Genomic DNA, 13,056 nt, shown 5'->3' with positions numbered 1-13,056 from the left:
CAACAAAAACGGGTTAGCTTCACGCTAACCCGTTTTGAATTCCGGCCCGGCCTGACTACCGCCGCCACTTCAAGACCTTCTGCAACAGCTTTGCCACCGACGGCGTCAGCATTGTCCGCCGATAGAGATCACCGCAGCGCTTCAGCATCTCGGATTGAGTGGGGTAGGGGTGAATCGCATTGGCCAGATGACTCAAACTCACACGATGATTCATCGCCACCACCACTTCACCGATCAGCTCGCCGGCGTGTTCGGCCACTATCGTCGCACCAAGAATGTGTCCGCGTCGGTCGTGCGTCACCTTTATAAATCCCTCCGTGACGCCGTCCAGTAGCGCGCGATCCTGATGCGCCAGATCAAACCGGATCGTCTGCCGCTTACCCTCTTCGTCATTCGCGCGAACGCCGACCTGCGCCAATTCAGGATTGGTGTAAATCGCCCACGGAATATTCAGCGCCGATGCCTTGTCCGACCCGAAAAACAGCGCGTTGCCGATGACGATCCGCGCCAGCGCATCCGCCGCATGAGTGAACTTATATTGCGTGCACACGTCGCCGCACGCGAAGATCCGCGCATTCGTAGTCCGCAAATAGTCGTTGACCTGCACTCCGTGGCGATCCACCCGCACGCCGACCCCTTCGAGATTCAATTCTTCCACATTTGGCAAACGCCCCGCCGCGACGAGAATCTGATCGCACCGATCCTCGGCCGCAACGCCCAGCGAATCACAGTTCACGATCTTCTCCCCGCCCAATTGAGTCACACGCAGATTCCGCGCGCCCATGCGGCATTGCACGCCGTCGCGCTCCAACGCCGCACGTATGATCGTACTGGCATCAGCATCCTCGCGCGGCAGCAGCCGTGGACTCACTTCGTAGAGCGTCACCGTGCTCCCAAAGCGCGCAAACACCTGTGCCAGCTCCGCGCCAATCGGTCCGCCCCCGATAACGGCCAAGCGCCGCGGCAATTCCGTTAAGCCGAACACCGTTTCGTTGGTCAAAGGCTGCGCGTCTGCCAACCCCGGTACTTCGGGCAGCGCCGCCCGCGTTCCCGTCGCGATCACCGCGCGCGCAAACGACACTCTCGTTCCCTCAACGTCAATCGTCGCCGAATCAACGAACCGCGCCGCGCCCAGAAAGACGTCCACGCCCTTCTGACGCAGCGACTCCACGCCGTCAACCGGAGCAATGCGCGCGCGCAGCGACCGCATGCGCTCCATCACCGCCGCAAAATCCACCTCATGCGCTGTGACCCGTACGCCAAACTCGCCGGCCCGCTTGACCTCATGCGCCGCCCGCGCCGAGCGCACAAGCGCCTTCGACGGAACGCAGCCTGCATTCAAACAATCGCCGCCCAAAAGATCGCGCTCGATTAAGGCGACCTTGGCGCCCAGCCCCGCCGCGCCCACCGCGCACACCAGGCCCGCCGTGCCGCCGCCGATCACCACGAGATTATATCTCCCCTGCGGCATCGGATTCACATAGTCCGCCGGATGCACATGCGAAAGCAGCGCAAGATTGTGCGCGTCCCGTGGCCAGATCATGTCGTGACCCGCACTCATGCCGATACTCCTTCAACGTCGCGCAGCGCCCGCCGCGCCACACGCGTCACATAAATTGTAACAACAATCGTCATCACCAGCCCTGCCGCCGTCGCCGCCGTGCGCACCGGACTGGTTACCGCGTCACCCGTAGCCACCGCAGCCGCGATACTCCCCAAGTACACATAGAGCACCGTTCCCGGCAGCATCCCAATCAGCGACGCCCAGAAGTAGTCGCGCAGCTTCACCTGCGTAATGCCAAACGCGTAGTTAAGCACGACAAATGGAAACACCGGCGAGAGCCGCGTCAGCAGCACCATCTTGAAACCCGCGCGTCCGACGGCCCGATCCACGGCCGCAAAGCGCGGTTGGGTCGCCACTCGCCGTTCCACCAAACCGCGCGCCAGATACCGTCCCACGAGAAAAGCCGCCGTCGCTCCCAACGTCGCACCTAAAACAACCAGCAGCGAACCCGTAACCACTCCATACACCGCGCCCGCTCCCAGCGTCAAAACCGAGGCCGGGAAGCCGACTACCGTAGCCACAACATACAGCCCCACGAACCAAATGTAGCCCGCGCTGCCCATTTGCTCGATCCAGATAAGCTGCTGACTCAACCACTCTGAAAGGGGAAACCTTATGAAAACATAAACTAACCCCGCTGCGATGGCCAGCAAAATCACCCACTTCACCCACGGCGTGCCAGACGCTGGCGACATGCTGCTCCGTCTTTAAGGTTTCCCGAGGATTGGCTATATTGCTACCTTGTGCAAGATAACGAGATGCAATGGCGACTGCAAGTCCAATCCGCTCGGCCGCACCGATTCACGAACGCGTCAGCGTCATCATCCCGACGCTCAATGAGGCACGTCGGTTACCCGGACTGCTCGAACGGCTGATCCTCGAGGAGCCGCGGCCCGAGGTTATTGTCGTGGATGGCGGAAGCCTCGACGGCACTGCCGACACCGCGCGGATTTGGGCACACCACCTGCTGGTCACCCGCGCTGCGCGCGGCCATCAGCTTAACTGCGGCGCCGAGATCGCCACCGGCGAGATTCTCTGGTTCCTCCATGCCGATTCCCAGCCGCCGCGCCATGCCATCGCCAAAATACTCGAAATCCTGCACAACCGCCCGGAACTATTGGGCGGCGCCTTTCGTCTGAAGTTTGACCAACGCACCGCCGGACTGCGCGCCATCGCGTGGGGGGCCAATCTGCGCTCCCGGCTCTTCGATCTGCCGTGGGGCGACCAGGGACTCTTTGTGCGCGCTTCAGTCTTTCGCGAACTCGGCGGCTTTCCTGATTATCCCGTCATGGAAGATTTCGCCTTTCAACGGCTGCTCGCCAAGCGCGGCAAAACCGTCATTCTCCCCGAACTCCTGACCACTTCCGCTCGTCGCTATGATAAACTCGGCACTTTCCGCGCCATGCAGACGAACTTCCAAACACTCTGGTGGTACTATCGCGGCCACTCCATGGAAGACATCCAGAAAAAATTCCGCAAACCGCACGAGCAGGGTGGAGGCGCTGATGAGTAGATTCCTCCTCGCCGCGGCTTTGCTTTGCGTTTCGGCGGCGTTCGCCTTTGATCACACCTACGCGCAATATCAAACCGTGCTCGACAAGCACGTCCGCGACGGCAGCGTCAACTACTCTGAGTTGTTGCACGACCGCGCCGCGCTCGACAGCTTCGTTGCTTCCTGCGGCGAAGTCACCTTCGAGCAGTATCGTGCTTTTACCAAAAACGAAAAACTCGCCTACCTCATCAATCTCTACAACGCCGCGACGATGCAGTTGGTCATTGACCACTGGCCGGTCGCCAGCGTGCAGGACATCGGCGGCCTGTTCTCCAGTCCGTGGAACAAAAAGTTCATTCGCATGTTCGACCACATGGCGTCCCTCGGTATGATTGAACACGACATCCTGCGCGCCGACTTCGACGAACCGCGCATTCACTTCGCCATCGTCTGCGCGTCGCGCGGCTGTCCACTTCTGCGCGGCGACGCCTATGCCGATTCGAAAATGAAAACCCAGTTGGCCGAACAGGAGCGCGGCTTCCTCACCGCGCGCCCTGACTGCAACCGCTTCGAGAACGGTACCCTCTATCTGTCCCCCATCTTCAAATGGTACCGCCCCGATTTCAACAACGACGACGGCATCCGCACACTCTTGCAACTCTACTACCCCGAAATCACCAAGACCACCAGAATCGAATACACCGACTACGATTGGTCGCTGAACGGGCAGTGACCCCGTCGCCTTCACACTCCTCGCGCCAGAGAGGATTCCTCACGCCTTGACTACCCATTCCCTCCTTACCATCAAGAACCCGCTGGCCGATCCGGCGGAGCAGGTGCGTCTGCTCGAAGCGCCCGCGGCGTGGATGCGCTTTGATCAACAGCTCACGGCGCCAGCGCTCTATCCGCTCCGCGCCACCGGCGTCACGACCCTGCAAGTCAATGTCGGCAGGCTCTGCAATCAGACCTGCGGACATTGTCATGTGGATGCCGGACCCGATCGCAGGGAGATCATGCCGCGCGAAATCTTTGAGCACTGCCTGAACGTCCTCGATGAAACGCCCTCGATCCATACCGTGGACATCACCGGCGGCGCACCCGAACTCAATCCGCACTTCCGCTGGTTTGTCGAGCAGTGCAAAGCGCGCGCAAAACACGTCATGGATCGCTGCAACCTCACGATCCTGCTGACCAAACCGCACGAAGACCTCGCGCAATTTCTCGCGCAGCATCACGTCGAAATCATCGCGTCGCTGCCCTGCTACACCGCCGCGAATACCGATCAACAGCGCGGCGCAGGCGTCTTCGCCAAGTCCATTGAAGCCCTGAAGCGCCTCAATGCGCTCGGCTATGGCCGCGCGGAGAGCTTGCAGCTCAATCTCGTCTACAATCCCGGCGGAGCCGCGATCACACCCGATCAGCACGCGCTCGAAGCCGAATACAAGACGATTCTGGCGCGCGACCACGGCATTGTCTTCAACCGGCTCTTCTGCATCACCAACATGCCCATTGGCCGCTTTCTCGATTTTCTGCTGACCAGCGGCCAGTTTGACGAATACATGCACAAGCTCGTCACGGCCTTTAACCCCCACGCCGCGCGCAACGTGATGTGCCGCTCGCTTATCTCCGTGGATTGGCAAGGCCATCTCTTCGACTGCGATTTCAACCAAATGCTCGATTTGCGCGTCAATCACGGCCTGCCCGCCCATATCGCCCAGTGGAGTGCCGCCTTGCACACCCGCGAAATCGTTACCCGCAACCACTGCTATGGCTGTACCGCTGGTGCAGGCTCCTCCTGCGGCGGTGCTGTCGCCTGACCTTGCCCGTACTTGCGTCGCCGCGCGGAGCGTTCGCGCAGCGGTTCTCCCCCGCATCTCGGCCGAATTCTGAGCACCAATATGTCTTCTGTTATCTGTCTGGCCCGCATGCCCGAACGGGGAAAGGTCAAGACCCGCATCGCCGCCACGGCTGGACACGAGCGAGCGCTCGAAATCTACACAGATCTCGTGAGCCGCACCGCTCGGCTGCTGGCCGCACTCGATGAGTCCTTTGAAGTCGAGGTCACCCTCGCCGACCCGTTTGACTTTGTGCAGGCACAAAGCTATTTTGGCTTACGCCCTCTATTGACGCAACAAGCCGCCGGCGACCTCGGCCAGCGCCTCTGCGTTGCCGCCATTCGCGGCTTCGTCGGCGGAGCCCGGCAGGTCATCTTGATTGGTAGTGACTGCCCCGCACTCACCCCGGACATCCTGACCCAGGCTTCGCATCGCCTGAACGACGTCCCCGTCGTCTTCGGACCTGCCACCGACGGCGGCTACTATTTGCTTGGTCTTACGCGCATTGTCCCGGAACTGTTCGCCGACATCCCCTGGGGCGGCGCTGACGTCCTCTGTCGCTCGCAAGAGCGCTTGAACGCCGCTCGTATCCCCTGGGCCACCCTCGCCGAACTGCGCGACGTGGACACTCTCGAAGACTGGGAATACTATAGAAATCTTACATAGCCGGTCTGCTTATCCATTTCGGAGTAGTTATGCTGCTACCGTTGCTGGTTCTTTCCCTACTCGCGATACTCGCGCCCGCCGCTGCCAACGAATTTACTGAATTCCGCCTCCCCCGCAGCCGGGTGGTCCAGTCCAATGTCCGCTTCTCGACCCAATTCGAGCGCCGCATGTCCGACCGGGAGTATCCGAATTATGGCCGGACGACGTCCCTCAACCACGATGCCGCCGCCACTTACAATTGTCTGAGTCGCACGGAGTCGGACCGCCAGACGAGCACCTACAGCCTGAATGTCGGACTCAACGAGTCGCTGAATCGAGACGAATCCAAGTCGCGAGACGCGTGGTACGGCTACAGCAGGGAATCCCTCGCGCGCCGCTATGCCTTCCAGTCCTTCCTGCGCGCCGACGCCGATCGCAGTTGGTACCTGTGGCGCGATCTATTCGCCCTGACCGCTGACGCCTCCGGGCGGGTTGGATACTCCGGCGCGGGCGGCGAGTCGTCCGATCACAATTACGGATGGCATGGCTACAACGACGGATCGGGTAACTACTATAACGTCTATGGCGACCGCTGGAGTGATGCAGAAACTGAAAGCTGGGATCAATCCTATGACTTCAGCCTGCGCGCCGGACCCACCTTCGGCCGCCGCCGCAATGTTACGCCCGTCGCCGACGCGCTCGTGCTCGAACAACGCCTGATTGAAGACCAAGTACTCTCCGGCAAACTGACCCCTGCTAATCGCCGGGCGCTTGCCGAATTGCTGCACGAGGCACAAGTCTATCGCCTGCGCTACGACGCCAATCGCTGGGAAAAATACTTCTGGGCCGATGTCGAGAAGCTGCTGCTGAACGACCCTGCCTGCCGTGAATCCCTCGGCGCCTATTCGCTCATGCGCGCTGGCGAAGGCTACCTCCGCTCCTTCACACGCTACAGCGGCTTCGCCGTCTCGCCATACTTCTCCTACGATCACGATAACGACATCCGCCGCAACTGGCGCGGTCAGCGCGAGGTGATCGCCGGCGACTCGGTGTACATTGATGAGTATGACGAAGACGCCTCGCGCAGCCACCTGCACTATGACAATTTCTACTGGGGAATTCGATTCTCCTATGACGTGCCGATCAGTCTCGCCTGGCACTATTCGCTATCGGCGGATTTCGCGAACCATCGTGAACGACCGTTTGGCCGCGATCCGTACCGACAAAGGTGGCTTGCCAGCGGTACAAACTCGCTGCGCTGGATGATCGCCGATCGCTGGTCCGCCCACGGCTCGTTCAACATGCAGGCAGCTTATGTTGATCGAGTCGGCGACGATACTGAACATTCCGAGTCATGGAGCGGAACGCTGGGACTGCGGCTCGACTACCTCATCGAAAACCACATCAGCCTCAATGCCCAATTGACGGATCGCTACGACTGGGAGCGGAACCGCGTACCACCCGGCTACAACTGGTGGGGCTATGACCAGATCGAAGACACGCGCTGGACCGATTTCCGCCTGGGCCTGACCTATGCCTTCCGCGGCCCGCTGGACTACGACTACTATTACTACTACTACGACTACAATCACTAAACCCCACATCGCCCGCCAATACTTGCTCTCAACGTCGGACTCTCTTTTCCATTAGAAAACTAAACAAGAGGTCTGGACATGTTCGCCATTATTTTGATCCTACTCCTCGGCGGCGGTGCCACGCTGTCGGCCTACGAACTTCGCGATTATCGCATCCCAACGCATCGCATCTTTGCCGTCGGCGCTGAGACCAGCGTATCGCTCCGCGGCGAGTCCCATACCGATGACCAAGCTCGCACCGCGTACGGTTCCGGCTGGCTCTACGGCAGGCTCGGAGCCGATTGGCTCAGGGATAGCGAGAATCTCTCGCTGAAATTTTCCGCGGATGCGGACGTCTACGGTTTTCGGGATTCCCAGGATTCCCGGGAAAATCGTGAGAGTCATCATACCACTGGAGACTACGTCGAACGGCATCTGTCACCGGAATATCGGCTCTACTCTGCCGGTATCTTGTTCCCGACCCGATTGCCGTTGGGTATCGAGTGGAGTGCCTCTGGAGGCGCCGGAACCGATACCGATTGGTCCCACAGCGACTATCGCACAGACTCCGTGGACGCAACCAGCACCGGCGTCTGGGACCGACAGACCGACTATTACAGCTATTACGCGTCAGGCGAGACGGGCATTGGCTGGGGCCGCGTCCGCGATGCAACCGGCCTCTATCAGGCCTACATTCTCGAAGAACGCCTGCGCGAACTCGGCCGCATTACCGGCGAACTAACCGCCGACAGCCGCCGCAAACTTGCCGACCTGTTCTACACCCGGCCTGACTACTTCGCGAATTTCGAACGCCCTGACCGCTATTTCTGGCGCGATATCGAAGAGATTCTGCAAGCCGACCCGGCCCTCACGGGTCCGCTCGACGCCTACGCCATGTATCGCGTGGCCGAAGAGTATGTGACCGCGGTCGGACCACGGTTCAGCGGCATCCGGCTCTCTTTTATGGCTATCGGAAGACATAGCCGCAATATCTACCGCTACACCGAACGATCCTTCAGGACGGAGATTTCCGATACGTCCGCAACCACGGACACCTTGAAATTTGAGTCCCGCAAAAATATCCAGCACTCCGACCAGTTCTGGATCGGCCCCGAGTTTGAAGCCAACCTGCCGCTCTCGCTCCGCTGGCAACTCACGCTCTCGTCGAACCTCTCGCGGCGGATCCAGAAGCCCGGCGCCGGATTCTTCTGGGCCAATGAGATCGAGGCCGAATGGGCAATCTTTGATCGCATGGCCGTGTCATACATGTTCGATCATGTGCGCATGGTGCGCGACCCGCTCGACCGTAACGTAGACCACGGCAGCCTGTGGTACTTCGGGCATGAAGTGAATGTCGAGTATTTCGTCGAAAACCGCCTGTCGTTTCATGTTAGCGCTACGCAATCTCAGGAGTACCAGGACAACTACCGGCTGTATATTCCGGCCGACCCGACCTTCCGCACGATAACGCGCGACATCGGCATCTCGCTGGGCTTCAGCTACGCGCTCGCAGGCGGCTCACGATGGAACTGGACTCCCGACTACCTGCCCCGGACCAGCCAGCCCCGCTTCGGCGGCTGGTACTATCCGCAGGCCTACGACTACTAATTCCTAACACAGATCCCCCATGACTCGATTGCTCCGCCTGACTCTCGCCTGCTCCTTTTGTCTACTCGGATTCGCCTGTTCCAAACCCTCCGATAAGTCGGCGGCCACGACCGAACAGACCAAGCCGACGACGCCACCGGCCCCGCTTGACCGCCAAGGCGCGCTTCTCCAAGCGGGCTACGCCGCCGTACTGGTCGCTTTCCCGGAGCCCACCGCCAAAGGCGATTGGCTGGCCATGGTCACGCTGGAAGGCGCGGACAACACCGATGCCCTCCCGCGGATCCCGCTGGAAGCAACGCATTCCGTCACCGTACTCAACGTACCGCCCGGACAATACACCGTCACCGCGCATGCCCTTGTGCGTAAATCGCCAATCTATGCCGGCGGCATCAGCAACCCCGTCACCCTCAAGCCCGGCGAAATCTACGTCCTGCGCGCCGAAAATGTCAGCAACTCCGCCGGCAGCTACCAGGGCGTAGCCCTCCACGATGTCGGAAGTCAACCGTGGGGCCTCACAAAACCCGGCGAAATCGTAAAGTACATCGCGAAAATCTCTGAACAGGCGCGCGGCTAAACCCGCCGACTTATTACACCGACCACTTCACATTCTATCCTGCACAGCGGCTCATGATTCTTGGCATCGTACAAACTGACCCCGTCTTCGGAGACATCTCCGGCAATCAAAAGCAAATCGAAAAACTACTCGGCGACCGGCAAGCTGACCTCTGGGTCATGCCCGAACTCGCCCTGACCGGCTACGAATTTCGCGGACGCGAAGAAAGTATGCAGCTCGCTGAAGAGGCGCCCTCTGGACCAACGACCAAGTGGCTCTCGCAGATCTGCCGCGACCGCAATTGCTTCGCCGTCATGGGCATGGTCGAACGTGTGGATCGCAAAGTCTACAACTCGTCCGTCTTCATGGGCCCCAAGGGCATCGTCGGAAAGTACCGCAAAGTCCACCTCTACGATAAAGAGGTCGAACGTTTTGATCCCGGTGACATCCCCTTCAACGTCTACGACATTGGTTGCGCTCGCGTCGGCGTCATGATCTGCTTTGATTGGCGCTTTCCGGAAGTGACCCGCACGCTCGCTTTGCGGGGCGCGCAAATCGTCGCTCATCCGTCGAATCTCGTTCTGCCCTATTGCCAGGCGGCCATGGTCACCCGCTGCTTTGAAAATAATGTCTTCGCCGCCACATCCAATCGCATCGGAATCGAAGAGCGCGACGGTCGCAAAGTTTCCTTCACCGGACGCAGCGTCATTGTCGGTACCCAAGGCGAACTGCTCGCCAGCGGCGCGATTGCCTCAACCGATGTCATGACCGTGGAAATTGATCCCAAGCGCGCTGACGACAAGACCATCAACTCGTATAACGACACCTTCACCACGCGCCGTACGGAATTCTATACGATGTAGCGCGTTGCGCCTTGGCAACCTTCACCCAAAACCCGGACACTTTGTCCGGGTTTTGTGCTGAGATGAACTACTGTGCGCCGGATGACCTGCCCTGCTTCGCCGTCATGCCGTCACCGCCGCACGCGTATAAATCTCTGAATTCCAAAAAGAAACAACTCTCCCTGCCGCCAAACCTCAAACGCCGTCCAAAAATCCTTCAACCTGCACCTGAGCTTTTTCACCGGGCATTACCTTTGCTTATCTTGGCAGACATTAAGTAGTTCGCTAAGAGCAACTCTCAACAAAGGTGTTCACATGAGCACGATCCAAACCGACGAACGCGCCGGGAAATATCTGACTTTTGAATTGGCCAACGAAGCCTACGGAATCGAAATCCTCAAGGTGCGCGAAATCATCGGCATCATGGACATCACGCAGGTCCCGCGCATGCCTGCACACGTGCGCGGCGTCATCAACCTGCGCGGCAAAGTCATTCCCGTCATTGATCTCCGCCTGAAATTTGATATGCAGTCCACGGAAACAACCGCGGAAACCTGCATTATCGTCGTGGATGTCAGCGGCAATCTGATGGGTTTGCAGGTGGACAAGGTCTCCGAAGTCCTCGACATTGCAGGCAATGACATCGAAGATGCGCCGACCATCAACGAGTCCGTGGATAACAGCTTCATCCTCGGGATGGGCAAGGCCAAGGGACGCGTCAATATTCTGCTCAACATTGACCGCATTCTCTCGCTGCAAGCCGACGGCGTCTCCGCCCAGTTGGCCGAAGTCGAAGCCTAAAATCTGAATTCGCGCCGCCCGTCGCGCAATACGGGCACTCCGCGGAAATCCCTTTCCATCCGGCCCCGACAGAGGCCGTGCGGAGGTTACCTTTCGATCACGCCGGGGAATTCGCCCCGGCGCTCGCCTGATGCGATCTCGTCTGCGGGAAACACGACCCGCCTTCGCTTGCCGTGTACAATTTTGTACCCCAACGGACGGGATTCGCCATGTCTTTCAGCAAGTGGTCTCTTCGCACCAAGATCATCACCGCCGGGGTTGCACTGCCAACCCTGTTGATGGTCATTCTCTTCTTCGCCTATTCGGCGCAGCAGCACAAAAACTCCGTGGAAGCGATCGTCGAAAAGGCGCGCTCTATCTGTCTGGCAACCGAATCTACCCGCCAGGGCATGGAGGATTACTGGGCCGACGGAGTCTTTACCATCGAACAGCTGCACGATTGGGCCAAACAAGGTCAACTCGATAAAGTCGTCGCCGCAGTCCCGGTCGTGACCGCATGGAATACCGCCATGCGCAAAGCTGCCGAAGCCGGATACGAATTCCGAGTCCCCAAGAACCAGCCCCGCAATCCCAAGAATCAGCCCGACGCCGTCGAGGCCGAAGCACTCCGCATTCTCGAATCCGGTGCCGTCGCTGAACACTATATCGTTGACGAAGAAAAGAACGCGGTTCGCTATTTCCGGCCCATCAAGCTCACCAATACCTGCATGTATTGCCACGGCGATCCCGCCATGTCTGCGCAGTATTGGGGCAACAACCAAGGGCTTGATCCCACCGGCGCCCGCATGGAAAACTGGAAGGTCGGTGAGGTTCACGGCGCGTTTGAAGTCGTACAGTCGCTCGACAAGGCCGACGCCGCTTTGGCCTCCGCGTTGCGCACTGGCGCGACCATCACGCTCCTTGGCCTTTTGATCTGCGGCGTACTGCTCTGGATGGCCATTCACTTCGGCGTCAACAAGCCCATCGGCCGAATCGTCACGGCCCTGCTCTCCGGCTCCGATCAAGTCGCCAGTGCCGCCGGTCAAGTCGCCAGCACCAGCCAAAGTCTTGCCCAAGGCGCCAGCGAACAGGCGTCTTCCATCGAAGAAATCAGTTCGAGCCTCGAAGAGATGTCGTCCATGACGCGCCAGAATGCCGACAACTCCCGGGCCGCCACAGGACTCATGTCCGAGACCAACCGCACCGTCCAAGCCGCCGACAAAAGTGCGCGTGACATGGAAGCCGCCATGGACTCGATCAAGAATGCCAGCGATCAAACATCCAAAATCATCAAGACGATTGACGAGATCGCGTTCCAAACGAATCTACTCGCATTGAATGCCGCCGTCGAAGCGGCCCGGGCCGGCGAAGCAGGGAAGGGCTTCGCCGTCGTTGCGGAAGAAGTCCGAAATCTCGCCATGCGCTCCGCCGAAGCCGCCAAAAACACCAGCTCTCTGATTGAAGACACACTCACCCGCGTGGACGGCGGGGTGCAAGTCGTGGACAACCTTAAGTCCGCGTTAGGCCAGGTGACCACCGCCGCCTCCAAAGTCTCCGCGCTCGTCGAAGAAATTGCGGCGGCTTCCGGCGAACAGGCGCAGGGAATTGATCAGGTCAACTCCTCGATCAGTCAAATGGACAAGGTGACGCAGGGCAACGCCGCTGCCGCCGAACAGGGTGCTGCCGCTGCCGAGCAGCTCTCCGGACAAGCCGCCTCGCTCTCCGGCACGATCGGCAATCTGGTCACGCTGGTGCACGGAGATGGGCACGGAGGGCACGAGACCACGCCCGACGCGCCGGTCTTCGCCGCAAGGCCGCGCTCGACTGTCTTGTCCAACCTCTCCAGACCCCGTAACTCGGCCAAACCACAACACGCCAGTGAGATTCCGTTTGACGACGACATGACGAACTTCTGATACCCGTTCGCACACCCAATCCTACAAAAGCCACCGTTCGGTGGCTTTTGTCATTTCCATCAAGATTGCTAACCCGGCAAATTTGTGAGGCCTGTCACCGTTGCCGGCGAGATTGAACATTCAATTTGCAATCCCACAGCCGCGAAATAGCGCTCACTTTGCGCAATCCGACCACCACTCATAGTAACTATATTTCCTAACTGTTGAAAGACCAAAACATCTCAAGTCTTGTTTGCTGGGTTGTGAC

The 13,056-nt window shown here is 59.5% G+C and carries 12 protein-coding genes; 10 read left to right on the top strand and 2 right to left on the bottom strand.

Features of this window, described 5'->3' with window-relative positions:
• Window positions 1-55: 55 nt before the first annotated feature.
• Together IPH10_09740 and IPH10_09735 are read right to left on the bottom strand one after the other, a co-directional pair.
• Window positions 56-1,561 carry a mercuric reductase gene (locus tag IPH10_09740; GenBank protein ID MBK6911194.1) on the bottom strand — a complete coding sequence of 502 codons (1,506 nt, stop codon included), beginning with the start codon at window positions 1,559-1,561 and terminating at the stop codon, window positions 56-58.
• Window positions 1,558-2,259 (bottom strand): TVP38/TMEM64 family protein, encoded by a 702-nt coding sequence (locus tag IPH10_09735; protein MBK6911193.1) that lies wholly within the window; start codon window positions 2,257-2,259, stop codon window positions 1,558-1,560. Before IPH10_09735 ends, IPH10_09740 begins: the two co-directional genes overlap by 4 nt.
• A 68-nt stretch (window positions 2,260-2,327) precedes the next feature.
• On the opposite strand from IPH10_09735, the gene IPH10_09730 reads away from it, so the two are divergent.
• The 10 genes from IPH10_09730 (at window position 2,328) to IPH10_09685 (ending at window position 12,809) form a co-directional block, all read left to right on the top strand.
• Window positions 2,328-3,077, top strand: a complete 750-nt coding sequence (locus IPH10_09730) for a TIGR04283 family arsenosugar biosynthesis glycosyltransferase (protein ID MBK6911192.1) — start codon at window positions 2,328-2,330, stop codon at window positions 3,075-3,077.
• A complete protein-coding gene (locus IPH10_09725; protein MBK6911191.1) occupies window positions 3,070-3,789 on the top strand; it encodes a DUF547 domain-containing protein in 720 nt (239 codons plus the stop codon). The genes IPH10_09730 and IPH10_09725 overlap by 8 nt, the downstream gene beginning before the upstream one ends.
• 133 nt (window positions 3,790-3,922) lie before the next feature.
• Window positions 3,923-4,873 (top strand): arsenosugar biosynthesis radical SAM protein ArsS, encoded by a 951-nt coding sequence (arsS, locus tag IPH10_09720; GenBank protein MBK6911190.1) that lies wholly within the window; start codon window positions 3,923-3,925, stop codon window positions 4,871-4,873.
• An 81-nt stretch (window positions 4,874-4,954) separates the two neighbouring features.
• Window positions 4,955-5,557: a TIGR04282 family arsenosugar biosynthesis glycosyltransferase gene (locus IPH10_09715; protein MBK6911189.1), complete on the top strand. Its 603-nt coding sequence runs from the start codon at window positions 4,955-4,957 to the stop codon at window positions 5,555-5,557.
• A 29-nt stretch (window positions 5,558-5,586) separates the two neighbouring features.
• On the top strand, window positions 5,587-7,131 hold the full coding sequence (locus IPH10_09710) for a hypothetical protein (protein ID MBK6911188.1): 1,545 nt from the start codon (window positions 5,587-5,589) through the stop codon (window positions 7,129-7,131).
• Window positions 7,132-7,209: 78 nt separating this feature from the next.
• Entirely contained in the window at window positions 7,210-8,718 is a 1,509-nt protein-coding gene (locus IPH10_09705) for a hypothetical protein (GenBank protein MBK6911187.1), read from the top strand.
• Window positions 8,719-8,737: 19 nt separating this feature from the next.
• Window positions 8,738-9,292 (top strand): hypothetical protein, encoded by a 555-nt coding sequence (locus tag IPH10_09700; protein ID MBK6911186.1) that lies wholly within the window; start codon window positions 8,738-8,740, stop codon window positions 9,290-9,292.
• Between the two features lie 53 nt (window positions 9,293-9,345).
• On the top strand, window positions 9,346-10,134 hold the full coding sequence (locus IPH10_09695; protein MBK6911185.1) for an acyltransferase: 789 nt from the start codon (window positions 9,346-9,348) through the stop codon (window positions 10,132-10,134).
• A 294-nt stretch (window positions 10,135-10,428) separates the two neighbouring features.
• Window positions 10,429-10,914, top strand: a complete 486-nt coding sequence (locus IPH10_09690) for a purine-binding chemotaxis protein CheW (protein ID MBK6911184.1) — start codon at window positions 10,429-10,431, stop codon at window positions 10,912-10,914.
• Between the two features lie 209 nt (window positions 10,915-11,123).
• Complete coding sequence (locus IPH10_09685) at window positions 11,124-12,809, top strand: DUF3365 domain-containing protein (GenBank protein ID MBK6911183.1); 1,686 nt, start codon at window positions 11,124-11,126, stop codon at window positions 12,807-12,809.
• The last annotated feature ends 247 nt before the right edge of the window (window positions 12,810-13,056 follow it).

The sequence above is a fragment of the bacterium genome (genome assembly GCA_016702305.1).
Taxonomy (GTDB): Bacteria; Electryoneota; RPQS01; order RPQS01; family RPQS01; genus JABWCQ01.
This window is presented reverse-complemented; position numbering and strand designations above follow the sequence as displayed.

Coding starts and splice junctions, on each gene's coding strand:
- IPH10_09690 (MBK6911184.1), top strand. CDS start 10,429: ATGAGCACGATCCAAACCGACGAACGCGCCGGGAAATATCTGACTTTT.
- IPH10_09685 (MBK6911183.1), top strand. CDS start 11,124: ATGTCTTTCAGCAAGTGGTCTCTTCGCACCAAGATCATCACCGCCGGG.
- IPH10_09705 (MBK6911187.1), top strand. CDS start 7,210: ATGTTCGCCATTATTTTGATCCTACTCCTCGGCGGCGGTGCCACGCTG.
- IPH10_09725 (MBK6911191.1), top strand. CDS start 3,070: ATGAGTAGATTCCTCCTCGCCGCGGCTTTGCTTTGCGTTTCGGCGGCG.
- arsS (MBK6911190.1), top strand. CDS start 3,923: ATGCGCTTTGATCAACAGCTCACGGCGCCAGCGCTCTATCCGCTCCGC.
- IPH10_09710 (MBK6911188.1), top strand. CDS start 5,587: ATGCTGCTACCGTTGCTGGTTCTTTCCCTACTCGCGATACTCGCGCCC.
- IPH10_09715 (MBK6911189.1), top strand. CDS start 4,955: ATGTCTTCTGTTATCTGTCTGGCCCGCATGCCCGAACGGGGAAAGGTC.
- IPH10_09695 (MBK6911185.1), top strand. CDS start 9,346: ATGATTCTTGGCATCGTACAAACTGACCCCGTCTTCGGAGACATCTCC.
- IPH10_09740 (MBK6911194.1), bottom strand. CDS start 1,561: ATGAGTGCGGGTCACGACATGATCTGGCCACGGGACGCGCACAATCTT.
- IPH10_09700 (MBK6911186.1), top strand. CDS start 8,738: ATGACTCGATTGCTCCGCCTGACTCTCGCCTGCTCCTTTTGTCTACTC.
- IPH10_09730 (MBK6911192.1), top strand. CDS start 2,328: ATGGCGACTGCAAGTCCAATCCGCTCGGCCGCACCGATTCACGAACGC.
- IPH10_09735 (MBK6911193.1), bottom strand. CDS start 2,259: ATGTCGCCAGCGTCTGGCACGCCGTGGGTGAAGTGGGTGATTTTGCTG.